The organism is Streptomyces sp. NPDC058470, assembly GCF_042721055.1.
Lineage (GTDB): Bacteria > Actinomycetota > Actinomycetes > Streptomycetales > Streptomycetaceae > Streptomyces.
In genome coordinates, this window is sequence record NZ_JBHXMF010000071.1 from 1 (window position 1) to 24,845 (window position 24,845).

Here is a 24,845-nt window from a genome sequence, read left to right on the forward strand (position 1 = left end):
GTGCGGAACCTCCGCACCGGGCCACCGGTCTTTCGTCCCGGACCTCGCTCAGCCGGCCACCTCGGACCGGTCCCCGCCCCACAGCGTGTGGAACGAGCCCTCGCGGTCCGTGCGCCGGTAGGTGTGCGCACCGAAGAAGTCCCGCTGTCCCTGGGTGAGGGCGGCGGGCAGGCGCTCGGCGCGCAGGGCGTCGTAGTAGGCGAGAGCCGCGCCGAAACCGGGCGTGGGGACGCCCTGGCGGGTCGCGGCGACCAGCACCTCGCGCCAGTCGTCCTGCGCGGCGGCGATCTCCTGCGCGAAGGTCTCGTCGGACAGCAGGCTCGGCAGGTCGGCCCGGGTGTCGTACGCGGCGCGGATCCGGTCCAGGAAGGCCGCGCGGATGATGCAGCCGCCGCGCCAGATGGCGGAGACCGCACCGAGGTCGATGTTCCAGTCGTACTCGTCGCTGCCCGCGGCGACCTCGTGGAAGCCCTGCGTGTACGACACGATCTTCGACGCGTACAGCGCCTGCTCCACCCGGTCGGCGAAGGCCGCGGCCTCCGCCTCGCCGAGCGCCGTCGCCGTGGGCCCTGCGAGACCCCGCGAGGCCTCGCGCAGCGCCGCGTGGCCCGAGATCGAGCGGGCGAAGACGGCCTCCGCGATGCCGGACACCGGAACGCCCAGGTCCAGCGCGATCTGCACGGTCCAGCGGCCCGTGCCCTTCTGCTCCGCCTGGTCCACCACCACGTCGACGAACGGCTTCCCCGTCGCCGCGTCCACGTGCGACAGGACCTCGGCGGTGATCTCGATCAGGTAGGAGTCGAGCCGGCCCGTGTTCCAGGTGCGGAAGATGTCCGCGATCTGCGCGGGGGAGTAACCGGCCACATCACGCAGCAGTTGGTACGCCTCGCCGATCAGCTGCATGTCCGCGTACTCGATGCCGTTGTGCACCATCTTCACGAAGTGCCCGGCGCCGTCCGGACCGACGTGCGTCACACAGGGCGCCCCGTCCTCGGCCTTCGCGGAGATCTTCTCCAGCATCGGACCGAGGGAGTCGTACGACTCGACAGGACCGCCCGGCATGATGCTCGGCCCGTTCAGCGCGCCCTCCTCGCCTCCCGAGACACCCATGCCGACGAAGTGGATGCCCTGCTCGCGCAGGTCGTGCTCCCGGCGCCGGGTGTCCGCGAAGTGGGCGTTGCCGCCGTCGATGATCATGTCGCCGGGCTCCAGGAGCGGGGCGAACTCCTGGATCACCGCGTCGGTCGGCTCGCCCGCCTTCACCATGATCACCAGGCGGCGCGGACGCTCCAGCGCCTCCACGAACTCCTTCGCGGTCTCGGCCGCCACGAACTCGCCCTCGTGGCCGAACTCCTCCACCAGCGCGTTCGTCTTTGCCACGGTGCGGTTGTGCAACGCGACGGTATAGCCGTTGCGCGCGAAGTTGCGGGCGAGATTGCGCCCCATGACCGCGAGACCCGTGACGCCGATCTGGGCTGAAGTGCTCATACGGTTGGCTCCCATAGCTGCTGTAATCGGTAATGCCGTGCTGCCCGCCAGTATCGCGCCGCCGGGGCTGTGTCACGCCGTCCCGCCCGATCGGCGAGACAGCGGTCATCGACCGGCGAGACCGTAATGCGTCGGTTCGCCGTCAGCGCACCCTGACTTGGCAGTGTTCTGTACGCGGCGAAGGGCCCACTCGCCTCAGTGGTCCGCGCAACCAGGGTGGATTCCTGGTCACTTGAGGCGCTGGGACGGCTGATTGCCCTCTTGTCATGGCCTGTTCGCAGCGCTTACTTTTGCCGCTCCTGAGCATGTCGAGGGGGCTCCTTCATGGCCATACGCGGCCGGCACCGCCGGTATCAGCCGAACAGGATCAACCGCGCCTCCCTCACCGTCACGGCAGGCGGCGCGGGTATCGCGCTCCCGCTCGTCGGAACCAGTGTCGCCCACGCGGCCGACGTGAGCACCTGGAACAAGGTCGCGGCCTGCGAGTCCAGCGGCAACTGGAGCATCAACACCGGCAACGGCTACTACGGCGGGCTGCAGTTCAGCCAGTCCACCTGGGAGTCGTACGGCGGCAGCGTCTACGCGCAGCGTGCGGATCAGGCCACCAAGGACCAGCAGATAGCCATCGCGGAGAAGGTGCTCAAGGGCCAGGGGCCCGGCGCCTGGCCGGTGTGCTCAGTCCGCGCCGGTCTCACCAGGGGCGGCGACACCCCCGACATCAGCCCTTCCCCGGCGACCTCCCAGAGTACGAAGAGTGCCCAGGGCGCCAAGCTCTCCGTGCAGGACGTGAAGCCGCAGACCACGCCGCAGTCGCGGGCGGGCACCGCCGAGATGTACACCGTCGTCCACGGCGACACCCTCTCCGGCATCGCCGACTCCCGGGACGTCAAGGGCGGCTGGCAGCAGCTCTACACCGCGAACCGCACGACCGTGGGTTCCGACCCCGATCTGATCCTCCCCGGGCAGCGGCTCAGCCTGCGCGACACGGGCACCGAGGGCGCCTCCGCCTCGACGGCCACCACGCCCAAGAAGCCCGTGGCGAAGCCGAAGTCCACGGCGACACCGAAGCCCTCCACGGACAAGGCGTCCTCCGAAAAGACCGCCACCAAGACAGCCACCCTCGTCGCCCCCGTGAACGCCGCCACCGGCACGCCCTACCACGCCACCGGATCCTCCTGGTCGAAGGGCTACCACACGGGCGTCGACTTCCCCGTGCCCACCGGCACCTCCGTGAAGTCGGTCGCGGCCGGCAGCGTCGTCAGCGCCGGCTGGGGTGGCTCCTTCGGCTACCAGGTGGTCGTCCGGCACGCCGACGGCCGCTACACGCAGTACGCCCACCTGTCCGCGATCTCCGTGAAGACCGGCCAGAGCGTGGCGGGCGGCCAGCGCATCGGGCGGTCCGGGTCCACCGGCAACAGCACGGGCCCGCATCTGCACTTCGAGGTGCGGACGGGGCCCGGCTTCGGTACGGACGTCGACCCGGTCGCCTACTTGAGGGCGGGCGGAGTCAGGATCTGACTCGGGTGCGGCGGTGGTTGACGAACGGCAGGGGTACGTAGGGCGCGCCGTACAGGGCGGAGTAGTACGGCAGTTCGTCCGACGGCTCCGTCTCCTCCGGGGCCGGCAGCGGACCCCGCACGAGAACGTCCTCGCGGGCCGCGCCGACCGGACCGGCGGGCTGGTCGGGAAGCGCCGCGAGCAGCCCCGCGACCGCCGACTCGACCGCCGACTCGACCGTCGACTCGACCGTCGCCCCGGCCTTCGGCTCGCTGGTGGTTTTGGCAGTCGTCAGTGCGGCGGCTGGAACCGGGATCGACCCAATCGGTACAGCAGCCGAGCTGTCCTCGAGCTCGGCTGATACCGGCGCGCGCCGTGTACCGCCGATCCGCTCCGTCGTGAGCAGGATCAGGCCACCCGCCGCGACGACCCCGCAGCCCAGCGCGAGAACGGTGCCCGTCGTGCCGTAGCGGAAGGTTTCGCCGAACATCGTGATGCCGACGGCTGCCGCCATGACGGGGTTCACGACCGTCAGCGTGGCGAGCGGCGCCGCGAGACCGGCGCCCTTGTACGAGGCCTGCGACAGCAGCATTCCGGCCGTCGCGAAGACACCGATCACGGCGAGGCTGGGGAGGTCGGCCAGTGAGACCTGGTTCGTCCAGTCGACCGCCACCGTCTTCGTGAACACCGAGGACATACCGAAGGCGATGCCCGCCGCGACCGCGAGCAGCACACTGCGCACGGCCGGATGCCGGTGCGCGGCGCGTCCCGCCACCATCAGCGCCACCACCGCGCCGCCGGTCACCACGGCCAGCACGATGCGCTGGGTGCTGCCCAGGGAGTGTGAATCCGAGGAGCCGACCAGTGACAGCAGGCCCGCGAGGCCCACCGTGGCCATGATCGCGCCGCGCCAGGCGGTCGCCCCGGCCTTGCGGCCGACGAACAGGGCCGCCATGGGAAGGGCGAACACGATGGTCAGGGCGCCCAGCGGCTGCACGAGGCTCAGCGGGCCGTAGGCGAGGGCCACCACGTGCAGCAGCCCGCCGAGGCCGTTCAGCGCCACCGCCGCCCACCAGATCGGCCTGCGCAGCGGCGCGTACGTCTGCTCGGGGGAGGTCACCGCGACCTGCTCCTGCACGATCGCTCCGCCGGCATACGCGACGGCGGAGACGAACGAGAGCAACACGGACAAAGCGAGGGCGCTCATGAGTCCCTCCTCTGCGTACGGCGGGGGCGCTGTGCCCGGCGCCACGAACGGTCGGCTTCCATGGTGACTACGATGCCTCGCGAAACTGTTCGCGTCGTCGTACCTGAGCAGTCATTGGGTCCTACTGCCGATGGAGTACGAATCGCCCCGTGTCATACCCAAGGTGGGCGACAGGGGAGGCGAGCCCGCTGGTGAAAACCCCTAGGGGGCTTGGTACTACTGCTCTTCGTGGACCTCGACCCCCAACTCGCGGCGCTCGGCCCGCTCGGCGGCTTCTTCGTACTACGCACCGGCGTACCACCGCGAGGCCCGCTGCCCACGCTCGCGCAGGCGTACGCGGCACCCCGACTCGACACCCACGGAGATGTTTACGAGGATCCGGTAACTTTTCGGATTCATAAGGTCACGGAGAGTATCCAGCCGCCCGAGTCGCGGGTCGCCGCTTCCGTGGCGTACCAGGCCCTCGCCGCCCGCCTGTGGTCCGTCGCGCTGGGCACCGCCGCGCTGTACGGACACCTGCCCGACCTCGATCCCCGTCTGCTGCACTGGGATCCGGACGGCAGCGCTCCGGACGACCTGTGGCTGTCCGAGGTGCGCCCCCTGCCCGCGACGGCGATCGGCGCGGTCGTACGAGAAGGTCACCTCGTCCCGCTGGCGGCGGCCCTGCGCTCCCGCTGCCGTATCTCCGCAGGCCTGTTGTGGGGCAACGCGGGATCGGCCCTGGCCGGCGCCGTGCGCCAGCTCGACTGTTGGGCACACGCCAACGGCCGTGCGGAGGTGGGTGACCGAGCCCGCACGCTCGCCGCCGAACTCTTCGCCCACTCCGACCTCTCCGGCACCCTTGATCCCAGCACGCTCCGCCGTCGCAGCTGCTGCCTCTACTACCGCGTCCCGGCAGGGGGACTCTGCGGCGACTGCTGCTTCACCCGACCGCCAAAGCATTGACGGCGGCCGCGTTCATGAAACCCCTGAGCGGGAAAGCCTCGTTGGGGAAGCCGAGCTCTTCCCCATCCGCCCCAGGTGAGTGACCATGAGGGCACCAGTCGCTACGACGGGGGTTCTGAGTGCGAGTCGGACTGCTGACCAGGGAGTACCCGCCGGACGTGTACGGCGGTGCGGGCGTCCATGTCGAGTTCCTCGCCCGGGAGCTGCGCGCCCTCACCGAGCTGGACGTGCACTGCTGGGGCGAGGGCGTCGCGAACGGAGTCGTACGCCATCGTCCCTGGCCCGCGCTGGACGGTGCCAACGACGCCCTGCGCACCTTCTCCGTGGACCTCTCCATCGCGGCCGCCCTCGAAGGCCGCGAACTCGTCCACTCGCACACCTGGTACGCCAACCTCGCGGGCCACTTCGCCAAGCTCCTGTACGGCATCCCGCACGTCATGACCGCCCACTCACTGGAGCCCCTGCGCCCCTGGAAGGCCGAGCAGCTCGGCGGCGGCTACGCCCTCTCCAGCTGGGCCGAGCGCACCGCCATCGAGGCGGCGGACGCCGTCGTCGCCGTCTCCGGCGCAATGCGCGAGGACATCCTCAGCTGCTACCCCGCCCTGGACCCGGCCAAGGTGCACGTCGTGCACAACGGCATCGACACCGCCCTTTACCAGGCGGACCACGGCACGGACGTCCTCGACCGCATCGGCATCGACACCGGCCGCCCGTACATCCTCTTCGTCGGCCGTATCACCCGCCAGAAGGGCGTGCCCCACCTCCTGCGCGCGGTCCGGGACATCGACCCGGCCGTGCAGGTGGTGCTGTGCGCGGGCGCCCCCGACACCCCGGAGATCGACCGCGAGTTCCGTGACCTCTTCCAGGAGCTGAGCCGCGTACGCGAAGGAGTGCACTGGATCCCGCAGATGCTGCCGCGCCCGGACGTGATCCAACTCCTCACCCACGCCGCCGTCTTCGCCTGCCCTTCGGTGTACGAGCCGCTCGGCATCGTCAACCTGGAGGCGATGGCCTGCGGAACGGCCGTGGTGGCGTCCCGGGTCGGCGGGATTCCCGAGGTGGTCGAGGACGGCGTGACCGGCGTCCTGGTGCAGGTCGAGGGGGACTTCGAGGCCAATCTGGCACTCGCTCTCGACTCGGTGCTCGCGGACCCCGAGGCCGCCCGGCGGATGGGCGAGGCCGGACGGGAGCGTGCGGCGGGGGAGTTCGGCTGGGACGCGGTCGCCAGGCGCACCGTCCAGTTGTACGAAGAAGTCCTCAAAGCGGGGTAACCATCGGACAGGCGCAGTTCAGCAACAGGGGCCAGGCTCCGCGAGGAGAGTGTGGCCCGACCGTGTTCAGAGGGGCGGCGGCATGCGGCGCGGTGGACCTTCGGTGCTGGGAATCGTACTTGCGGGTGGAGAGGGCAAACGGCTCATGCCCCTCACCGCGGACCGCGCGAAACCCGCGGTCACCTTCGGCGGCACGTACCGCCTCGTCGACTTCGTCCTGTCCAACCTCGTCAACGCCGACGTCCTGCGCATCTGCGTCCTGACGCAGTACAAGTCGCACTCGCTGGACCGCCATGTGACCACCACCTGGCGGATGTCGAGCCTGCTCGGCAACTACGTCACCCCCGTCCCCGCCCAGCAGCGGCTCGGCCCGCGCTGGTACCTGGGCAGCGCGGACGCGATCCTGCAGTCCCTGAACCTGGTGCACGACGAACGGCCCGACTACATAGCGGTGTTCGGCGCCGATCACGTCTACCGGATGGACCCGCGGCAGATGCTCGCTCAGCACATCGAGGGCGGCGCGGGCGTGACCGTGGCGGGTATCCGGGTGCCGCGCGCCGAGTCCTCGTCGTTCGGGGTCATCAGCCCCGGCTCGGACGGTCAGACCGTGCAGGGCTTCTTGGAGAAGCCCGCCGACCCGCCCGGCCTGCCCGACGACCCCGAGCGCGTCTTCGCCTCGATGGGCAACTACATCTTCACCACCAAGGCCCTGATCGAGGCGCTCCAGCGGGACGCCGAGGACGAGCACTCCGTGCACGACATGGGCGGTTCGATCCTGCCCATGCTCACCGACCGGGGCGAGGCACAGCTGTACGACTTCAGTGACAACCACGTACCCGGCGAGACCACCCGGGACCAGGGCTACTGGCGCGACGTCGGCACCCTCGACGCGTACTTCGACGCCCACATGGACCTGATCGCCGAACGCCCCGCCTTCAACCTCTTCAACCGCAGCTGGCCCGTCTACACCCACTCCGGGCAGTTGTCGCCGGCGAGATTCAACGCCGGGGGCATCGCCAGCGAGTCGATCATCAGCGCGGGCTGCCTGATCCGCGGGCAGGTCACGAGGTCGGTGCTCTCGCCGGGTGTCGTCGTCGACCCAGGAGCCGTCGTCCAGGGCTCGGTCCTGCACGACAACGTCCACATAGGGCGGGGTGCCGTCGTGCGTGGCGCGGTCCTCGACAAGAACGTCGAGGTGCCGCCGGGCGCGACGATCGGCGTCAACCCGGAGCGGGACTCCGAGCTGTACACGGTTTCCAAGGGCGGAGTGATCGCGCTGGGCAAGGGCCAGCACGTGTCGTAACCCCGTGACGACGGCCCTGGTGGGCGGAGTGCCCGCCAGGGCCGCTTGGATCTCGGACGTCGACGGCGAGCCCAACGGGGCTCCTGAACCTATGACCGCAAGATTCTGAAGCCGGACGTGGGGCGGGTGAGGGCCGGACCGTGCGCGAGGCGCTGATCCGTGACGCGTCCCGAGCGGGCACCACGGGCTGCGGGACCGTTTGGCCGAAGTCACAGGAGCCCCGCCCCTCCCCGAGGGGCGGGACCGGTGGCTGGACTTAATCTGAAGTTAACTGAGCGTAGCTTGATCGTACTTGACCGTAATCGCCTGTCCGGGTTTGACTGCTTGTTCACCCGTCGTCGACGCGAGAGCAAGCCTTTGACCTCCGACCTGCTCGCACCACTCGACCTGGCGTTCTGGAACATCGAGTCCGCCGAGCACCCCATGCACCTCGGTGCCCTGGGGGTCTTCGCGGCCCACTCACCCACCGCGGGCGCGCACGCCGCCGAGCTGCTCGCGGCCCGCGCGGCCGGAGTTCCCGGGCTGCGCATGCGGATCCGTGACGTGTGGCAGCCGCTTGCCTTCCCGCTCACCTTCCCGCCGGCCTTCGGCGGGGCGACGCGCGAGCCCGCGCCCGACTTCGAGCCGCTCGACCACGTCACGCTGCACGCGCCGACCGCCGACTTCCACGTGGACGCCGGCCGTCTTATGGAACGCCCGCTGGTGCGTGACCGGCCGCCGTGGGAGGCACATGTGCTGCCCGGCGAGGACGGTGTGTCCTTCGCCGTGCTGTTCAAGTTCCATCACGCGCTCGCCGACGGTCTGCGGGCGCTGATGCTCGCGGCCGCGATCATGGACCCGGTGGACCTGCCGGAGCCCCGCCCACGTCGCGCCGAGCCGCCCCGTGGGCTCTTCCCGGACATCCGCAAACTGCCGGGACTGGTCCGTGGCGCCCTCTCCGACGTGGGCCGGGCACTGGACATCGGCGCCTCCGTCGCCCGCGCGACCCTGGACGTACGGTCCTCACCCGCCCTCACCTCGGAGCCCACCGGCACCCGCCGCACCGCGGGCGTGGTCGTCGACCTCGACGACGTGCACCACGTCCGCAAGACCGTGGGCGGCACCGTCAACGACGTCCTGATCGCCGTCGTCGCGGGCGCCCTGCGCCGCTGGCTCGACGAGCGCGGCGACAGCAGCGAGGGCGTCGTACCGCGTGCCCTGATCCCCGTCTCCAAGCGCCGCCCGCGCACCGCGCACCCGCAGGGCAATCGGCTCTCCGGCTACTTGATAAGGCTTCCGGTCGACGACCCGGACCCGCTCGCACGGCTGCGCGCGGTCCGCACGGCCATGGACCGCAACAAGGACGCCGGACCCAACCGGGGCGCGGGCGCCGTCGCACTGCTCGCCGACCATGTACCGCCGCTCGGGCACCGGATCGGCGGACCCGTCGTCGGCCAGGCGGCACGGCTGCTGTTCGACATCCTCGTCACCAGCGTGCCGCTGCCCAGCCTCGGCCTGAAGCTCGGCGGCTGCCCCCTCAACGAGGTGTTCCCGCTCGCCCCGCTGGCCCGCGGCCAGGCCCTCGCCGTGGCCGTCTCGACGTACCGCGGGCAGGTCCACTACGGGCTCGTGGCCGACGCGGAGGCCGTGCCGGACCTCGACGTGCTGGCCCGTGCGCTGACCGAGGAGGTGGCGGCACTGAAGGCCGCCTGCGCCCCCTGAAAGCGCCGCCCGCGCCCCCTGCGGAGGCCGGTGATCATCGCGGGTTTGGTCCACGCGCGATTGCTCCGTAAAATTCCGCCTTCGAAAGCGAGCGCGGTTCGAGCGCGGCGCAGAACCCGAGGAACGGCAACGGCGATGACGGTGACAGAGGACAGCCCGGCGACCCCCGCCGTGCACACGGCAGAGGTCGCGGAGGCGTCATACGGGCCCGGCATCGACCCGGAACGGCTGGCCGTCTGCCTCGGCGTGCTCGACGAACTCGACAAGATCGACGTCGACCACCCCGACGCCATCGCCGTCCGCCGCGCCACCGCGGGCGTCTACCGCACGGTCAAGCAGCGCCGCCGCCAGGACCGCCGGGCCGCCAAGACCGCCCACGACAAGTCGGTCACGGAGTCCACGGCCACCGGCTCCGCCCAGCGCATCGACGACGAGACGGAAGGCATCCTGCCCTCGTCCGTGACCGACGCCGGTGAGATCGCGGGGATACTCCAGCGCCCGCGCTCCTGCTACATCTGCAAGAAGCGGTACGTCGAGGTCGACTACTTCTACCACCAGCTCTGCCAGGAGTGCGCGGCCGAGAACCGCTCCCGCCGCGAAGCCCGCACCGACCTCAGCGGCAGGCGCGCACTGCTCACCGGCGGCCGCGCCAAGATCGGCATGTACATCGCGCTGCGGCTGCTGCGCGACGGCGCGCACACCACGATCACCACGCGCTTCCCGAACGACGCGATCCGCCGCTTCAAGGCCATGCCCGACAGCGACGAGTGGATCGGCCGACTGAAGATCGTCGGCCTCGACCTGCGCGACCCCGCCCAGGTCGTCGCGCTCGCCGAGTCGGTGGCCGCCGAGGGCCCGCTCGACATCCTGATCAACAACGCGGCCCAGACCGTACGTCGCTCGCCCGGCGCCTACAGCGAGCTGCTCGCCGCCGAGTCGGGCCCGCTGCCCGCCGGTGAGCTGCCGCCCGCCGAGGTGATCGGCACCTTCGGCTCGGGCGCCGTGGCAGCGCTCCCGGTCGCCGGAGGGGGTGCGCTGACCGCGAAGGAGGTCACCGACCTGGCTCTGGTGTCCGGCTCGGCGTCCCTGGAACGGATCGCGGCCGGTACGGCGATCGACGCGGGCGGGCTCGTCCCCGACCTGCACGACACCAACAGCTGGATCCAGTCCGTCGAGGAGGTCACGCCGGTCGAGCTCCTGGAGGTCCAGCTCTGCAACTCCACCGCGCCGTTCATCCTCATCAGCCGCCTGCGCGGGGCGATGTCCGCGGCTGACGCCAACCGCACGTACATCGTGAACGTCTCCGCCATGGAGGGCGTCTTCAACCGCGGCTACAAGGGCGCGGGCCACCCGCACACCAACATGGCCAAGGCCGCCCTGAACATGCTCACGCGCACCAGCGCCCAGGAGATGTTCGAGAAGGACCGCATCCTGATGACCGCCGTCGACACCGGCTGGATCACCGACGAGCGCCCGCATCCCGACAAGATGCGCCTCGCCGACGCGGGCTTCCACGCCCCGCTCGACCTCATCGACGGCGCCGCCCGCGTGTACGACCCGATCGTCCGCGGCGAGCAGGGCGAGGACCTGTACGGCGTCTTCATGAAGGACTACGCGCCCGGCAAGTGGTGATCTGACGGCCGCTTCAGGGGCGGGTGAAGGTGCCCAGGCCGTTCTCGTCGAACGCCTCGACGGTCACCTTCCCCGCCTTCGCGCCGTTCGAGGCGCCCTTGAAGGTGACTCCCGACAGGCCGGTCGCGTTCTCGCCGACCGTCTCGAAGGAGAACGTGTCGCCGTCGAAGTGCGTGAGCCGGAACGTCATCGGCTCGGGGCCGAGACTCATCGTCAGTTCACCGCTCTTCGCGGCCGCGACGGTGAGCGGACCGTAGAAGTCGTTGTCGTAGGTGCCCGTGTAGGTGTCGTCGGACCGGGCGCCGGCCGCGTTCGCCGGGGGCTTGGTGTAGTCGGTGGGGGAGCGGCCCGCCTCTTCCTGCTGCTGGTAGAGCTGTGCGGCCAGGGTGAGCCAGTCGGTCGTCGGCCTGCCGTACTGGGCCGTGTCGAAGAAGTCGAGCGCGACCGAGTCGGCGAGTCCCACGGGCGCTCCGTTGGTGAGCACCACGATGCCGAGCTGCTCGCCGGGCAGCAACGACACGTTGGTGTTCGCGCCGAGGGCGAAGGCGCCGGAATGGCTGAGGCGCAGCCGGCCCTGGTCGTCGTAGCTGACGTTCCAGCCGAGGCCGTAGAAGCCGGTGCGGCCCGCCGGGGCACGCGGCGGGGTGCTGGCGATCTCGGGCAGGTGGGTGCGCTCCAGCGGGTCGGCGGGGATGATCTGCTCGCCGCCGAGCTTGCCGTTCGCGAGTTGCAGCCGCATCCAGGTGGCCATGTCGCGGGCCGTGGAACTCGCACCGCCCGCGGGCGACTGGGCGTCGGCGTCACGGACGGACTTGGCCTCCCAGGAGCCGTCCGCGCCCTTCACGTGCGTGACTGCCTTGTCCTTGGCCTGGTCGTAGTCGGTGAAGCGGGAGCTGGTGGAGTTCATGCCGGCGGGGTCGTAGAGGGTGTCCTCGGCGAGCTTCTCCCAGGTGGTGTCGTTCGCGTTCGCGACGGCCTGCCCCGCGGCGGTGACTCCGAAGTTGGTGTACGCGTAACTCGCGCGGAAGGGGGAGAGCGGCTCGTACTTCAGATGCTCCAGGATGTACGTCCGGTCGAAGCCGAGGTCTTCGAGGAGGTCTCCGGAGTGGTCGGGCAGGCCGCTGCGGTGCGAGAAGAGGTCCGCGACGGTGACGTGGTCGGTGACCCAGGGATCCTTGAGCGCGAAGCGCGGCAGCTGCCCGGCCACCGGGTCGTCCCAGCCGATGGTCTTGTCGCCGACGGCGCCCGCGACCACGGTCGAGGCCAGCGGCTTGGACAGCGACGCCAGCTCGAAGACGGTGTCCGGGCCGACGGCTCCGGACTGTCCGACCCGCCGCTCGCCGAAGCCCTTCAGATAGACGACCTTGTCCTTGTGAACGACGGCCACGGCGACGCCCGGGACGCCGGTCTTCCTCATGCCGTCCTGGATGACGCGGTCGAGAGCGTCGACGGCGTCGTCCACCTTCGCCTGCGTGAGCTGCGGGGGCGGCTGAGGCGGTGGTGCGTCCGCTGCCGCGGCGGATCCGGAGGCCGCGTAGCTCGCCGAGAACAGGGAGGCCACAGCCGCTGCGATGAGCGCCGTCCACCTGTGGGGTCTCGCCTGACGCCGAACACCCATGGTCACCATTCAACGCGCGGTCACGGCCTTTGTCCTGTCGAGTCCGCGCGTTCCCAAGGCGCCCGGCGCCCGTGTCCTCAGCCGCTCGTGGACCGCATGGCCCGGGGGAGTCGGCGTAGGCGGCCCTGACCCGTGTCCCTCCGTCGACCAGCAGGTCGGCACCGGTGATCCAGTCGGCCGCGTCCGAGGCCGGCCATGTCACCGCCTGGGCGATGTCCTCGGGCTGGCCGATGCGGCCCAGCGGGAGGCCGGCGCCGAGCTCGTCCTCGGCGTCCTCCCACACGAAGCGGGCCCTCTCCGTACGGACGAGTCCGGGAGAGACCGAGTGGACCCGCGCCCCGGGGGCCGGCTCGCCCGCGAGCTGCTGGGTGAGGTGGAGCAGGGCGGCCTTGCTGGTGCCGTACGCGCCCACGTCGGGGCCGACGTGCCAGGCACCCTCCGTGCAGATGGTCACGACCGAGCCGCCGTGCCCTCTCATCCACGCCTGCCAGGCGCACCCGCACCGGCCGCAGCGGTCCTCCACATTGACGGTGAACGCCTCGCGCCGGCGGTCCGGGTCCGCCTTCATGAGGGGGCCGTACGGCTCGTTGGCCGCCGCGTGATTCACCACGACGTCGATGCGCCCGAACTCCGGCAGCGCCAGCTCGGTCAGCTCCCGCAGATGAGGGGGGTCGGCGACGGAACCCGCGAGCCCGACGCCGCCGAGCCGCTCGGAGGCAAGGTGGTCTCATGACGGGGCGTCAGTCAACAGCCCTCAGCAGTAAGCCGTCGGGAGGCCACCGTCCCCGTGCTGTCGAATGGTCAGGGCACTGTGCCGTCGGGAGGTCACCGGCCCCGCGTCGTCGGCCGGTCCTCTGCCTTCAGCCGTGAGTGCCATGTCGCCACCAGCTCCAGGACCGTGCGCCAGTCCTCCATGACTCCGGCGTCGAGGCCGACGACCTTGCCCGCGTCGTCCGCCTGTCGCAGCGTGATCGCGTCCTCGGCGTACGGATCACGCTCGAACGAGGCCGCTTCAAGTGGGGTCATCGCACCGCCCTGCACGGTCAGGGTCAGCGCGCTCTGGGCGGACAGCCCGCGGCCCGGCGAAGTCGTGGCCAGATAGCGCTTCGCCGCCACATGCAGCCGTACGAGACGGGAGACCCGTTCGCCGAGGAGTGGCTGTACCGCTTCGGCCGCGAGGTCGGCGTGACCGGCGTAGTCGCCCGGCCTGAGCAGCTGCCCGATGTCGTGAACCAGGCCCGCCACCTGGAGTTCCTTGTCGGCGGGATGACCGCGGCGCAGCAGCGCGGCGGTCTGCAGGGCGTGATCGTGCAGATCGACCGGGTCGCCACTGCGGTCCGGGGTGTCCCAGGCCCCCCGGCAGGCGTGCAGCAGATCCATCAGCTCCTCGACGCTGCGCAGCTCCATGGGTCAGTCCTCCCGCGAGCAAAGCCGTTGCGGATCGTCAGCAGATCATGGCCTCCTTGCGAACCGGCCAACGGGATCTGAACTGCGTTCCGTCTTCCGTGCCGACCGTGATCGCCTGGCCTGTGGTGACCTGCATCCCTAGTCGGTATTGAGCCGAATGGGTGGCGGGGAAGAGGTCGTTATATTCCAAATCGCCGCAGACCGGGGCTGGGCGGACACTGAATGACGCGAGACGGTTACCTCGTGTTTTCAGCCCCATAGAGCGGGCACCCGCTCATTTGGTTAGTCTGTACCGGACGGGCAGCCCTACTGGGTTCCACCCACACCCACGGTCCGTCACGGGACAAGCCGGTCACCACGGCCTGCTCTCACATGAGTTACCGGCGCCACCGCGTCCTAACTGCTTTCGACTCAGACCCGAGCGGACGTCACGCGGCCGGCAGTTGACTGGTCCTCTGCGTCTCAAGGGCGACCCGACACATAAGGAGTGCGCGGTGACACCGGAGAAGAATCGCGATCAACGCCCCAGTGAACTCACTGAGGTTGCGGGCCGTCGGCCCGAGAAGAAGCTAGGCAGCCTCGACGTGTGGGCCAGGTCGGCCCCGATCCGTCTGGCGGGTTACGAGGACGACCTCGCCGAGCCGCACATCCTGCCCAGCGTCGACTGACCCCGGCAGAACCCCTCGCGATCCCCCGGCAGGACCCATCGCGAACCCTGACAGCATGGGCGTGTCAGACTCACGCCCATGCTGATCAGAGAAGCCGCGGCCGACGACTGGCCGCGGATCTGGCCTTTCTGGCATCGGATCGTCTCCGCGGGCGAGACCTACACCTGGGACCCGGACACCTCCGAGGAAGCGGCCCGCGCCCTGTGGATGGCGCCGGGCAAGCGCGTGTACGTCGCCGAGGACCTGACCGGAGCCGTCGTCGGCTCGGCCTTCGTCACCGCCAACTACGCCGGTCCCGCCGACCGGATCGCCAACGCCGGATTCATGGTCGACCCCGAGCAGGGCGGGCGGGGCATCGGCCGCGCCCTCGCCGAACACGTCCTCGTCGCAGCGAAGGCGGACGGCTACCGGGGCATGGTGTTCAACGCCGTCGTGGAGACCAACCCGGCGGTCAAGCTGTGGACTTCGCTCGGCTTCATCATCCTGGGCACCGTGCCGGACGCGTTCGAGCATCCCCGGCACGGACGGGTGGGGCTGCATATCATGTACAGGGCGTTGTAACTCAATCCAGTGATGCCGTACGCCGCCACGGATGCAGCTCCTCCAACTGCCCCGCCAGGGCGAGCAGATCGAGCTCCGAACCCGGGCGTCCGACCAGTTGTACGGCGCACGGGGCGCCGCCCGGCAGCGTGCCGAACGGTACCGACATCGCGGGCCAACCGGTGAGGTTCCACGGCGGGGTCAGCGGCGAGTAGTTGGTGTTGGCCAGCAGATTGCGCAGCCAACCGCGTTCGTGCCAGGCCGCGGCTGCCGGACCCCGCCGGGCCAGCGCAGGAGTGATCAGCACGTCGTGCTCGGCGAAGAAAGGCTCCAGACGCCTGCGCAGTTGCTCGCGGCGGTCACCCTTGCGGACGCTGTTGAGGAAGCGGCGTCCCACCGCGGCGTGCACGCGGGTGCGCCGGGTGAGCAGGCGCGGGTCGAGCTCCCCGGCGTCCAGGGCAGCCTCACTGACGGGACATCAGGCGCCGTACTGGTTCCACCGTGCCAAGTTCGGCATCTTCATCCACTGGGGCGTGTACTCGGTGCCCGCCTGGTCGCCGGTAGGCAAGCAGTACGCCGAGTGGTACTGGAACCACATGGAGAGCCCGGACAACGAGGTGTACGCCTACCACCGGGAGACCTACGGCGAGGACTTCGCGTACGACGACTTCATCCCGATGTTCACGGCGAAGAAGTTCAACCCGCGGGCGTGGGTGGAGCTGTTCCGGGACGCGGGCGCGGAGTACCACGTGCTGACCTCGAAGCATCATGAGGGCTTCGCCCTGTGGGACACCAAGTTCGCCGACCGCAACTCCGTGAAGATGGGCCCGAAGCGCGATCTGATCCGCGAACTCCTCGACGCCTCCAAGCAGTTCACGCCGGAGCTGAAGCGCGGCCTGTACTTCTCGATGCCCGAGTGGTTCAACCCGGACAACCCGTGGATGGGCCATGCCCCGCGCAACCCGTACACCCTGGAGCGGCTTCCGTACACCGGATACACGGCGGGCAAGGACTATGTGAAGGGCTATCAGGCGCCGCAGATGCTGGAGCTGATCCACGGCTACGACCCTGCCCTGATCTGGTGCGACATCGGCGGCGCGAACGACAGCGTCGAGGTGCTCGCCGAGTACTTCAACCACGGGAAGAACCGGCACAAGCCGTACGAGGTGACGGTCAACGACCGTTCGGGGATCGGCTTCCACGACTTCACCACCCCCGAGTACACGACGTACGAGAACACCGTCGTCGCCAAATGGGAGTCCAGCCGCGGCCTGGACCCGCGCAGCTACGGCTACAACCAGGCGACCCCGGACGACGCCTACATGACCACCGAGGAGGTCGTGCGGAGCCTCGTCGACATCGTCTCCAAGAACGGCAACTTCCTCCTCGACATCGGCCCGCGCGCCGACGGGACCATCCCGGAGATCATGGAGACCCGGCTGCGCGAGACCGGCCGATGGCTGAAGACCAACGGCGAGGCGATCTACGACACGACGTACTGGTCGCGGATGGCGGAACTCGGCGCGGACCTGCGCTTCACGGTCAAGCAGAACAAGGCCTTCTACATCCACTCGCTGACCGCACCCGGCAGCAAGCTGACCGTCGAGGCGCCGGTACCGATCCGCAGCGGGGACAAGGTCACCATGCTCGGCCACGACCGGCCGCTGACCTGGACGGCCGGCAACGGGTCGCTGGTGATCGACGTGCCGGAGGCCGCCCGTAAGGCCGGGCAGCATGTGTGGGTGTTCAAGGTGGAATGGCAGAGCTGACGTTCGTGGGCGGGCGTCCGGGGTGACGTCCGCCCTCTTCATTTCCCGCGGGGTCCCGTGCTGTCCCGCTCGATCAGTCGCGGCACCGGCACCTGCACGGTCCGTGCCGGACCGCCATCAAGCAGCGCGGTCAGCTCCTGCGCGGCCGTGCGGCCGAACTCCACGGTGTCGCGGGAGAGCGCGGACAACCACGGCTTGACCATGCGGCACAGCGCGGAGTCCTCCCAGGCCACGACCGAGACGTCGCCCGGCACGGAGAAGCCCAGCTCGGTGGCGGCGGCGACCCCGGCGACGGCCATCACGTCGTTGTCGTAGACCAGCGCGGTCGGCGGGGTGCCGCTCTCCAGGACACGGCGGGTGACGGCGGTGCTCTCCGTGTCCGAGTAGTCCGTGGGCACGGAACGGACCTCGGTCAGCCCCCGGCGCTCGGCCTCGGCGTGCAGGGTACGGATCCGGCGCTCGGTGTGGGCGAGGCCGGGCAGCCCCGCGATGTGCACGATCCGGCGGTGGCCGAGCGCGTACAGCTCGTCCACGACCGCGGCCATCGCGGCCGCGTCGTCGGCCCAGACGGTGGAAAGGCCGGGGTGCCGGGCGTCCGGCACCCCGCCGATGACCACGGCGGGCAGGCCCAGTTCGTCCAGGAGGTCCGGACGCGGATCGTCGACGCGCGGGTCGACGACCAGCACCCCGTCGACCCGGTGCTCGGCCCACCAGCGCCGGTAGACCGCGCACTCGGCGGCCACGTCCTCCACCACCTGGAAGAGCAGGCCGAGATGACGCTCCGCCAGCACTTCCTGGATGCCGGAGACGAGCTGGAGGAAGAAGGAGTCCACGCCGAGGGTGTCCGCGGGCCGCGCCAGCACGAAACCGACCGTGGCCGCGCCCTCCCCGGACAGCGCGCGTGCCGCCGTACTCGGTCGCCAGCCCAGCTGTTCGGCGACCCGGCGGACCCGGTCGCGGGTGATCTCGGAGACACCGGGCCGGTCGTTGAGCGCGAAGGAGACCGCGCTCTCGGAGACTCCGGCGCGGCGCGCGATGTCCTTCATCGTCGGCCGGCGTGCCGGAGACCGCTTGGCTGGCACCCTTGCTCCCCGTTCTTTCAGGACCCTCTTCCGGAGTCATCCGAGGCCGTGTACTAATGCGCTTGAGCTGATGCAATCTAAAGCGCATTAGTGATCGATAGCAAGAGGTGGGTCACACGGCTCTGACCTGCTCTGTTGCGCTACTAATAAATTTAGCTCGCGTCAATCCATTGACTTGCTCGGCGAGTTGCCTGCAAGGTCTGCCCCGGCACTGTTCGCCCATCCTGCCGCAGAGGAGCCCGGTCACCGTGCGCACATCTCGCAGAGCACTCGCCGCTGCCGCCATCGCCCTCGTCCTGCCGCTGAGCGCCTGCGGCTCCGGGGACGACGGGGGCGGCTCCACGGACGCCTCCGGCAAGGTCGAGGGCGACATCACCTTCCAGACCTGGAACCTCCAGGCCAACTTCAAGACGTACTTCGAGGGCGTGATCGCCGACTTCGAGAAGCAGTACCCGGACACGAACGTGAAGTGGATCGACCAGCCCGCGGAGGGCTACGCCGACAAGATCAGCGCGGACGCGGCCGGCGGCACCCTGCCCGACGTCGTGAACGTCTCGCCCGACCTCGTCGCACCGCTCGCCAAGGCCGGGTTCGCGCTCGACCTAGACAAGGCCGCCTCGAAGTACAAGAAGGAGTACCTCGAAGGCGCTTGGGCCAGCCACCAGATACCGGGCATGACCGGGACGTACGCCTTCCCCTGGTACCTCAACACCGGCCCGCTCTTCTACAACAAGTCGCTCTTCGAGGAGGCCGGGCTCGACCCCGACGAGCCCCCGACGACGTACGACGAACTCTTCAGCGACGCCCTGGAGCTGGCCCAGAAGAGCGATGGCAAGGTGGCCACGCTCGCCAACGTGCCCACCATCGAGGACTTCGGCCGCTACGGCGTCGAGCTGATGAACAAGGAAGGCACCGGTTTCGCCTTCAACGACGCCAAGGGCATCGAACTCCTCACCAAGTACAAGGAGTTGTACGACGCCAAGGCGCTGGACTCGCAGGCGCTGACCGCGACCGGGGAGTCGTCCGGCAAGAAGTTCCTCACCGGAGCCGTCGCCATGAACCCGGGCAGCGCCCTGGACCTGGAGAACTTCAAGACGCAGGCGCCGAACCTGTACAAGAACATCGGCATCACGGACCAGATCACCAGCACCGGCAAGGTGAACATGTACGTGATGGGTGTGATGGTCAACTCGCAGACCAAGCACACCCCGGCCGCGGTCGCCTTCGCGCACTTCGTCACCGACGCGCAGAACCAGATGTCGTTCGCGAAGCAGGTGGCGATCTTCCCGAGCACCGCGGGCTCGCTGGAAGACCCGTACTTCACCGAGGAGGACGGGACCGACGTCACGCGGGTGCGGGTGGCCGCGGCCAAGTCCCTGAAGAACGCGGTGAATTACACGCCGGTTCTGTTCAGCGAGCAGATGAAGACCGAGCTGCGCAACGAGGTCGCCAAGGCGCTCCAGGGGAAGGAGAGCCCGAAGGAAGCTCTCGACAACGCTGTCGAGGCCTGCGACAAGCTGCTCGAACAGCAGGGCTGACCGGTTATGGCGAGCTCTTCCACCGTCTCCGGTGGAGCCCGGCGCAGTACGCGGGTGAGGCGCCAGCTGCCTACGAGCCCGTGGCTGTTCGCCGCCCCCGGCATGCTGATCATCGGCATCTTCATCCTGTACCCGTTCGTCTCCACCCTGGTCAACTCCTTCACCGACCGCCGGACCCTGATCCCCGGCGAGTTCGTGGGCCTGGCCAACTTCCGGGAGCTGCTGCACGACGACATGTTCTGGATCGGGCTGCGCAACAGCACGCTGTACGTCCTCGGGGTCGTCCCCGCGCTCGTCCTGCTGCCGCTGCTGCTGGCCCTGCTGGTCCAGAAGAACATCCCCGGCATCGCCTTCTTCCGGTCGGCCTTCTACACCCCGGTGGTCGCCTCGATCGTCGTGGTCGGGCTCATCTGGGTGTGGCTGCTCGACGAACGTGGCCTGGTGAACTCGCTGTTGGAGGCGATCGGGGTCGGCAAGGTCGGCTTCCTCAGCGACCAGTGGCTGCTTCTGCTGAGCGCCATGGCCGTCACGGTGTGGCGGGGCCTCGGCTACTACATGATCATTTACCTGGCCGCGCTCGCCAATGTGCCGCGCGAGCTGCATGAAGCCGCGATGGTGGACGGCGCGGGTGCGGTGCGCCGCTTCTTCACGGTCACCGTGCCCGCCGTCCGTTCCACGATGGTGCTGGTCGGCGCGCTCTCCTCGGTCTCCGCCTTCAAGGTCTTCTCCGAGGTCTACCTGATGGCCGGCCCGGCCGGCGGGCCCGCGGGCGAGGACACCACCCTCGTCATGCTGGTCCAGCGCACCGGCACCGGTCTGACCGGCCGCATCGGCTACGCCTCCGCCATCTCCGTCGTCGTCTTCGTCGTCACCCTCGCGCTGATGCTGCTCGTGCTGCGCGCCGACCGGAAGGAGGACGCATGAGTGTGCTGGAGAAGGCACCTCCGGCCGAGCGGCCGGAAGCCCCGCGCAAGCCCCGCCGACGCGTCACCGACGAGCAGGGCCGCCACGTACGCGCCTGGGAACTCGCCCTGCGCTACCTGCTGTTGCTCGCCGTGCTCGCCCTCACCGTCGGTCCTTTCCTGTGGCAGCTGTCCACCTCGCTCAAGGGCCCGACCGAGGACATCTACAGCGCGACGCCCAAGTTCCTGCCGAGCCACCCGACCCTCCACAACTACGACCGGGTCGCCGAGACCATCCCCGTCTGGGACTACGCCTTCAACTCGCTGAAGGTCGCGGGCGCCAACGTCGTGACGAACTGCGTCGGTTCGGCCCTCGCGGGGTACGCCCTGGCCCGGATGCGCTACCGGGGCCGACGGGTGGCCACCCTCGTCTTCATCCTTGCGATGCTGGTCCCCGCCGAGAGCATCATCATCGCCCAGTTCACCACCATGCGGGAACTCGGCCTGAACAACACCCTCGTCGGGGTGGTACTGCCGGCCTGCGTCAGCTCCATGAACGTCCTGCTGATGCGCAACGCCTTCCTCAACCTGCCGTACGAGATCGAGGAGGCGGCCTTCGTCGACGGCGCGAACGCCTGGCAGCGGTTCCTGCGGATCGCGCTGCCGTCGGTGAAGGGGACCCTCGCCGTCGTCGCGATCTTCGCCTTCATGGGCGCCTGGGACGACTTCCTGTGGCCGCTCATCGTGCTCAGCGATCCGTCGAAGTTCACCCTGACCATCGGCCTCAACTATCTGCACGGCACCTTCGCCAACGACGAACGGCTCGTCGCCGCGGGCACGATCATCGCCGTGGCACCGCTGATCGCCCTCTTCGCCTGCCTCCAGCGGTACTTCTTCCGCGGGGTCGGCGAGGGCGCGGTCAAGGGCTGACCTCCCCTGTCCATGGGGCTGGACCTCCCCGGACCTTTCCCTCCATCCGATTCGCAAGGATCCCGCATGCCTGCTGCCGTGCGCTTCGGCGTCAACTACACCCCGAGTGTCGGGTGGTTCCACCACTGGCTCGACTTCGACCTGGACGCCGTACGCGCCGATCTGGACTCGATCGCCGCGCTCGGCCTGGACCACATCCGGGTGTTCCCGCTGTGGCCCTACTTCCAGCCCAACCGCACCCTGATCCGCCCGCGGGCAGTGGAGCAGCTCGTCGCGCTCGCCGACGCCGCCGCCGAGCGCGGACTCGACGTCAACGTCGACGGTCTGCAGGGGCACCTGTCGAGCTTCGACTTCCTGCCCGCGTGGACCCAGACCTGGCATCGGCGGAACATCTTCACCGACCCGGCGGTGGTCGAGGGGGAAGCCGAGTACCTGCGGGTACTCGCCGGCGCGCTCGCCGACCGGCCGAACTTCATCGGCATGACGATCGGCAACGAGGTCAACCAGTTCGCGGCGGGACCGCATCCCGACCCGGACCGCATCACTCCGGACCAGGCAGGGGCCTGGCTTCGGCGGCTGCTGGACGCCTGCGAGGAAGGCGCGCCGGGCAAGCTGCATCTGCACGCCTCCTACGACGCCGCCTGGTACCAGGACGACCAGCCGTTCACCCCCGAGCACTCCGCGCGGCTCGGCGCGGTCACCGCGGTGCACTCCTGGGTGTTCAACGGCACGGCCCAGCGCCACGGCCGGACCGGCGTCGCCACCGAACACCACGCCGCGTACCTCATCGAGCTGTCCAAGGCGTGGGCCGACGACCCGCGCCGTCCGGTGTGGCTCCAGGAGGTCGGCGCGCCCGCCCCGCTGATCCCGGCCGGGCACGCGGCGGCGTTCACCGAGGCGACCGTCGCGAACGCCCTCGACTGCCCCGACGTCTGGGGAGTCACCTGGTGGTGCTCGCACGACGTGAGCCGGGACCTCGCCGATTTCCCCGAACTCGAGTACAGCCTCGGCCTGTTGACCAACGACCGAAAGACCAAGCCCGCCGGTGAGACCCTCGCGCGGATCATCGAGGAGCGGCGGGTGTACGCACCCGCACCCCGGACCACGGCTCTAGTGGTCGAGACCACTCCGGGCGGCCGTTCGGTCTGTGCTCCGGGTGGGCAGGTCTTCGAGGCCTTCGCCCGGCTGACCGCCGGCGGGGTCCGCCCCACCGCCGTTCTCGCGAGCCGCGCCGACGACAAGGAACACCTCGCGGCCCGTGGCATCACCGAAGTCGTCACCCCCGATCAGGTCACCGAGTAGCCCGTCCCCACGACCCACGCGGAGCACACCGTGAACCTCAGTAGACGCACCGTCCTGCTCGCCGGAGCCGGCGTCGCCGCCGGACTCGTCCCCGGCCTCGCCGGCACGGCCGTCGCCGCCACCCGCGACCTCCAGCCGTACGCCTCCTACTGGTACCCCGACTCGCTGCCCGCGGGCACCCCGGGTACCGGCATCAGCTGGCGCAGCCTCAAGACCTGGAGCCCCGCGACCGACGCCGACCTGGCGTTCAACGCCTCCTCCGTGCCGCTCGCCGCGCGCTTCACGCCCACCCCGGCGAACACGACCGCCCGCACCGACCAGGCCCGCATCCAGTCCCTCGTCTCCTTCGGCCCCACGGCGAGCAACCCCTCACAGGGCGCGGCCACCGCCGACTACTACGCGCTCACCCACTGGGCGTACGTCGACGAACTCATCTTCTGGGGCGGCTCGTCGGGCGAGGGCCTGATCCTCGCCCCGAACGCACCCGTCGTCGACGCGGCCCACCGCCACGGCGTGCCCGTCCTCGGCAACGTCTTTCTGCCGCCCGCCGCCTACGGGGGACAGCTCCAGTGGACCCGCGACCTGGTCCAGAAGGACGCCACCGGGCACTACCCGCTGGCCGCCCAACTCGTCGCGGTCGCCGAGGCGTACGGCTTCGACGGCTGGTTCGTCAACGCCGAGACGAGCGGCGGTAACGCCGCGCTCGCCACCGACATGCTCGGCTTCCTGAAGGAGCTCAAGGCGCTCGGCACGGCGAAGGGACAGCGGGTCACCTGGTACGACTCGATGACCGTCGGCGGCTCGGTGAGCTGGCAGGGCGCGCTCAACAGCCAGAACCAGACCTTCTTCCAGTCCGCCGACTCCATGTTCATCGACTTCCGCTGGTCGCAGACCACCCTGGCCTCGTCGGGCACGCTGGCAGGGCAACTCGGGCGCAACCGCTACGAGTTGTGGGCGGGCGTCGACGTGGAGGCCAGCGGCACGAGCAAGTCGGTCAACTGGAACGCGATCGTGCCGACCACCGCGGCCCACATCACCTCCATCGGCTTCTACCGGCCCGAGTGGACCCGCAACCACCTGCCCGCGAGCCGCACCCCCGGCGACTTCCACGCCTCGGACGACCTGTTCTGGACCGGCGCCACCCTCGACCCCTCCAAGCCCAACCTCACGGCCACCTGGCGTGCCCCGGCCGTCTCCGTCGCCGACCGCTCGACCGTCAGCTCCATGCCCTTCGCGACCGCCTTCAACACCGGCCACGGCCTGAAGTGGTACGAGGACGGCGCGGCGGTCTCGGACGCGGCCTGGAACCACCTCGGTCTCCAGGACCGGCTGCCGTCCCGCCGCTGGGTGGTGCGGACCACGGGCCAACGCCCCGCCGTCACCTTCGACTTCGCGGACGCCTGGCGCGGCGGCAGCAGTGTCCTCGTCGACGGCGCCCTCGACGCCCCGACCACACTGGACCTGTACGGGACACGGTTGCCGCTGGGCGCGGACACGGTGGTCGAGCTGACCCACCGCGTCGACTCCGGAAGCGTGCAGGTCGAGCTGGCTGTCGCCACCGCCGAGCCGGACACGGCGGGAGGGGAGCCCCCTTACACGTACTTCCCCGTGAGCACGGGCGACGGCTGGGAGACTTCAACCGTGCAGCTGACAGGACTCTCGGGGGAGATACGTGCCATCGGCGTCCGGCTCACCGCGATCAGCGGTCCGGTGCGCTGGCGGCTGGGCGGGCTCGCGGTGCGCGACGAGGTGGTGACCCCCGCCGAGCCCACCGGCCTGCGCGTCACGGACGCCGACACGGGCAACCTGCGCTTCGCCTGGGACGGCGCCCCCGGCCCCGTACGCCACTACGAGCTGTACCGGACGCTCCCCGACGGCACCCGGCGCTTCCTCGGTGGCACCTGCCAGCGCGCGTTCTACGTCGGCGGTCTCGTCCCCGAGCAGGGAGAGACCGAGGCGCGGTTCGAACTGCGTGCGGTGGGGGAACTGTTCACCGTCTCGACTCCCACCACGACCACCCACACCTGGTAACAGGCACCACCCTC

The 24,845-nt window shown here is 69.9% G+C and carries 19 protein-coding genes and 2 pseudogenes; 14 read left to right on the top strand and 7 right to left on the bottom strand.

The window, feature by feature from the left end; translation table 11 throughout:
- Positions 1-48: 48 nt before the first annotated feature.
- Positions 49-1,488, bottom strand: coding sequence for an NADP-dependent phosphogluconate dehydrogenase (gndA, locus tag ACFWP7_RS36505; protein ID WP_384390852.1), 1,440 nt, complete (start codon positions 1,486-1,488; stop codon positions 49-51).
- 324 nt (positions 1,489-1,812) lie between these two features.
- On the opposite strand from gndA, the gene ACFWP7_RS36510 reads away from it, so the two are divergent.
- Positions 1,813-3,006: a transglycosylase family protein gene (locus tag ACFWP7_RS36510; RefSeq protein WP_384390854.1), complete on the top strand. Its 1,194-nt coding sequence runs from the start codon at positions 1,813-1,815 to the stop codon at positions 3,004-3,006.
- Here the strand turns inward: ACFWP7_RS36510 and ACFWP7_RS36515 are convergent.
- Positions 2,996-4,192 carry a DMT family transporter gene (locus ACFWP7_RS36515; protein ID WP_384390857.1) on the bottom strand — a complete coding sequence of 399 codons (1,197 nt, stop codon included), beginning with the start codon at positions 4,190-4,192 and terminating at the stop codon, positions 2,996-2,998. The genes ACFWP7_RS36510 and ACFWP7_RS36515 overlap by 11 nt on opposite strands.
- A gap of 210 nt (positions 4,193-4,402) precedes the next feature.
- Here ACFWP7_RS36515 and ACFWP7_RS36520 point away from each other — a divergent pair, with 210 nt between their 5' ends.
- From ACFWP7_RS36520 to ACFWP7_RS36540, 5 genes are all read left to right on the top strand, one after another.
- Positions 4,403-5,137, top strand: coding sequence for a (2Fe-2S)-binding protein (locus tag ACFWP7_RS36520; RefSeq protein ID WP_384390859.1), 735 nt, complete (start codon positions 4,403-4,405; stop codon positions 5,135-5,137).
- A 119-nt stretch (positions 5,138-5,256) separates the two neighbouring features.
- Positions 5,257-6,408 (top strand): glycogen synthase, encoded by a 1,152-nt coding sequence (gene glgA / locus ACFWP7_RS36525; RefSeq protein WP_384390862.1) that lies wholly within the window; start codon positions 5,257-5,259, stop codon positions 6,406-6,408.
- 82 nt (positions 6,409-6,490) lie between these two features.
- Positions 6,491-7,711 (top strand): glucose-1-phosphate adenylyltransferase, encoded by a 1,221-nt coding sequence (glgC, locus tag ACFWP7_RS36530; RefSeq protein ID WP_384390865.1) that lies wholly within the window; start codon positions 6,491-6,493, stop codon positions 7,709-7,711.
- A 357-nt stretch (positions 7,712-8,068) separates the two neighbouring features.
- Complete coding sequence (locus tag ACFWP7_RS36535; protein ID WP_384390868.1) at positions 8,069-9,412, top strand: wax ester/triacylglycerol synthase family O-acyltransferase; 1,344 nt, start codon at positions 8,069-8,071, stop codon at positions 9,410-9,412.
- A gap of 135 nt (positions 9,413-9,547) precedes the next feature.
- Positions 9,548-11,044 carry an SDR family NAD(P)-dependent oxidoreductase gene (locus ACFWP7_RS36540; RefSeq protein WP_384390871.1) on the top strand — a complete coding sequence of 499 codons (1,497 nt, stop codon included), beginning with the start codon at positions 9,548-9,550 and terminating at the stop codon, positions 11,042-11,044.
- Positions 11,045-11,057: 13 nt separating this feature from the next.
- Here the strand turns inward: ACFWP7_RS36540 and ACFWP7_RS36545 are convergent, their stop codons facing one another.
- From ACFWP7_RS36545 to ACFWP7_RS36555, 3 genes and pseudogenes are all read right to left on the bottom strand, one after another.
- Positions 11,058-12,671, bottom strand: a complete 1,614-nt coding sequence (locus ACFWP7_RS36545; RefSeq protein ID WP_384390874.1) for a serine hydrolase — start codon at positions 12,669-12,671, stop codon at positions 11,058-11,060.
- A pseudogene (locus ACFWP7_RS36550) lies at positions 12,672-13,380 on the bottom strand (SDR family oxidoreductase); the annotation flags it as partial.
- A gap of 107 nt (positions 13,381-13,487) precedes the next feature.
- Positions 13,488-14,069, bottom strand: a complete 582-nt coding sequence (locus ACFWP7_RS36555; RefSeq protein ID WP_384390877.1) for an inositol oxygenase family protein — start codon at positions 14,067-14,069, stop codon at positions 13,488-13,490.
- A 494-nt stretch (positions 14,070-14,563) separates the two neighbouring features.
- Between ACFWP7_RS36555 and ACFWP7_RS36560 the strand changes: the two genes are divergently transcribed.
- Together ACFWP7_RS36560 and ACFWP7_RS36565 are read left to right on the top strand one after the other, a co-directional pair.
- Entirely contained in the window at positions 14,564-14,737 is a 174-nt protein-coding gene (locus ACFWP7_RS36560) for a hypothetical protein (protein WP_384390879.1), read from the top strand.
- 78 nt (positions 14,738-14,815) lie between these two features.
- Positions 14,816-15,298: a GNAT family N-acetyltransferase gene (locus ACFWP7_RS36565; RefSeq protein WP_384390883.1), complete on the top strand. Its 483-nt coding sequence runs from the start codon at positions 14,816-14,818 to the stop codon at positions 15,296-15,298.
- Position 15,299: 1 nt separating this feature from the next.
- Here the strand turns inward: ACFWP7_RS36565 and ACFWP7_RS36570 are convergent.
- Positions 15,300-15,737: pseudogene (locus tag ACFWP7_RS36570) on the bottom strand (amidase family protein); the annotation flags it as partial.
- Between ACFWP7_RS36570 and ACFWP7_RS36575 the strand changes: the two are divergent.
- Entirely contained in the window at positions 15,700-17,046 is a 1,347-nt protein-coding gene (locus tag ACFWP7_RS36575; RefSeq protein ID WP_384390886.1) for an alpha-L-fucosidase, read from the top strand. The pseudogene ACFWP7_RS36570 and the gene ACFWP7_RS36575 overlap by 38 nt on opposite strands.
- A 38-nt stretch (positions 17,047-17,084) precedes the next feature.
- Here ACFWP7_RS36575 and ACFWP7_RS36580 read toward each other — a convergent pair whose 3' ends face one another.
- Positions 17,085-18,128, bottom strand: a complete 1,044-nt coding sequence (locus ACFWP7_RS36580; protein WP_384390890.1) for a LacI family DNA-binding transcriptional regulator — start codon at positions 18,126-18,128, stop codon at positions 17,085-17,087.
- 248 nt (positions 18,129-18,376) lie between these two features.
- Between ACFWP7_RS36580 and ACFWP7_RS36585 the strand changes: the two genes are divergently transcribed.
- The 5 genes from ACFWP7_RS36585 (at position 18,377) to ACFWP7_RS36605 (ending at position 24,831) form a co-directional block, all read left to right on the top strand.
- Positions 18,377-19,666, top strand: coding sequence for an ABC transporter substrate-binding protein (locus ACFWP7_RS36585; RefSeq protein ID WP_384390893.1), 1,290 nt, complete (start codon positions 18,377-18,379; stop codon positions 19,664-19,666).
- A gap of 6 nt (positions 19,667-19,672) precedes the next feature.
- Positions 19,673-20,590: a carbohydrate ABC transporter permease gene (locus ACFWP7_RS36590; RefSeq protein WP_384390896.1), complete on the top strand. Its 918-nt coding sequence runs from the start codon at positions 19,673-19,675 to the stop codon at positions 20,588-20,590.
- A complete protein-coding gene (locus tag ACFWP7_RS36595) occupies positions 20,587-21,498 on the top strand; it encodes a carbohydrate ABC transporter permease (protein ID WP_384390898.1) in 912 nt (303 codons plus the stop codon). The genes ACFWP7_RS36590 and ACFWP7_RS36595 overlap by 4 nt, the downstream gene beginning before the upstream one ends.
- Before the next feature lie 66 nt (positions 21,499-21,564).
- Positions 21,565-22,800 (top strand): glycosyl hydrolase, encoded by a 1,236-nt coding sequence (locus tag ACFWP7_RS36600; RefSeq protein ID WP_384390901.1) that lies wholly within the window; start codon positions 21,565-21,567, stop codon positions 22,798-22,800.
- A gap of 30 nt (positions 22,801-22,830) precedes the next feature.
- The gene (locus tag ACFWP7_RS36605; RefSeq protein WP_384390904.1) at positions 22,831-24,831 is read left to right on the top strand and encodes an endo-beta-N-acetylglucosaminidase; all 2,001 of its coding nucleotides are present in this window, start codon (positions 22,831-22,833) and stop codon (positions 24,829-24,831) included.
- Positions 24,832-24,845: the final 14 nt, after the last annotated feature.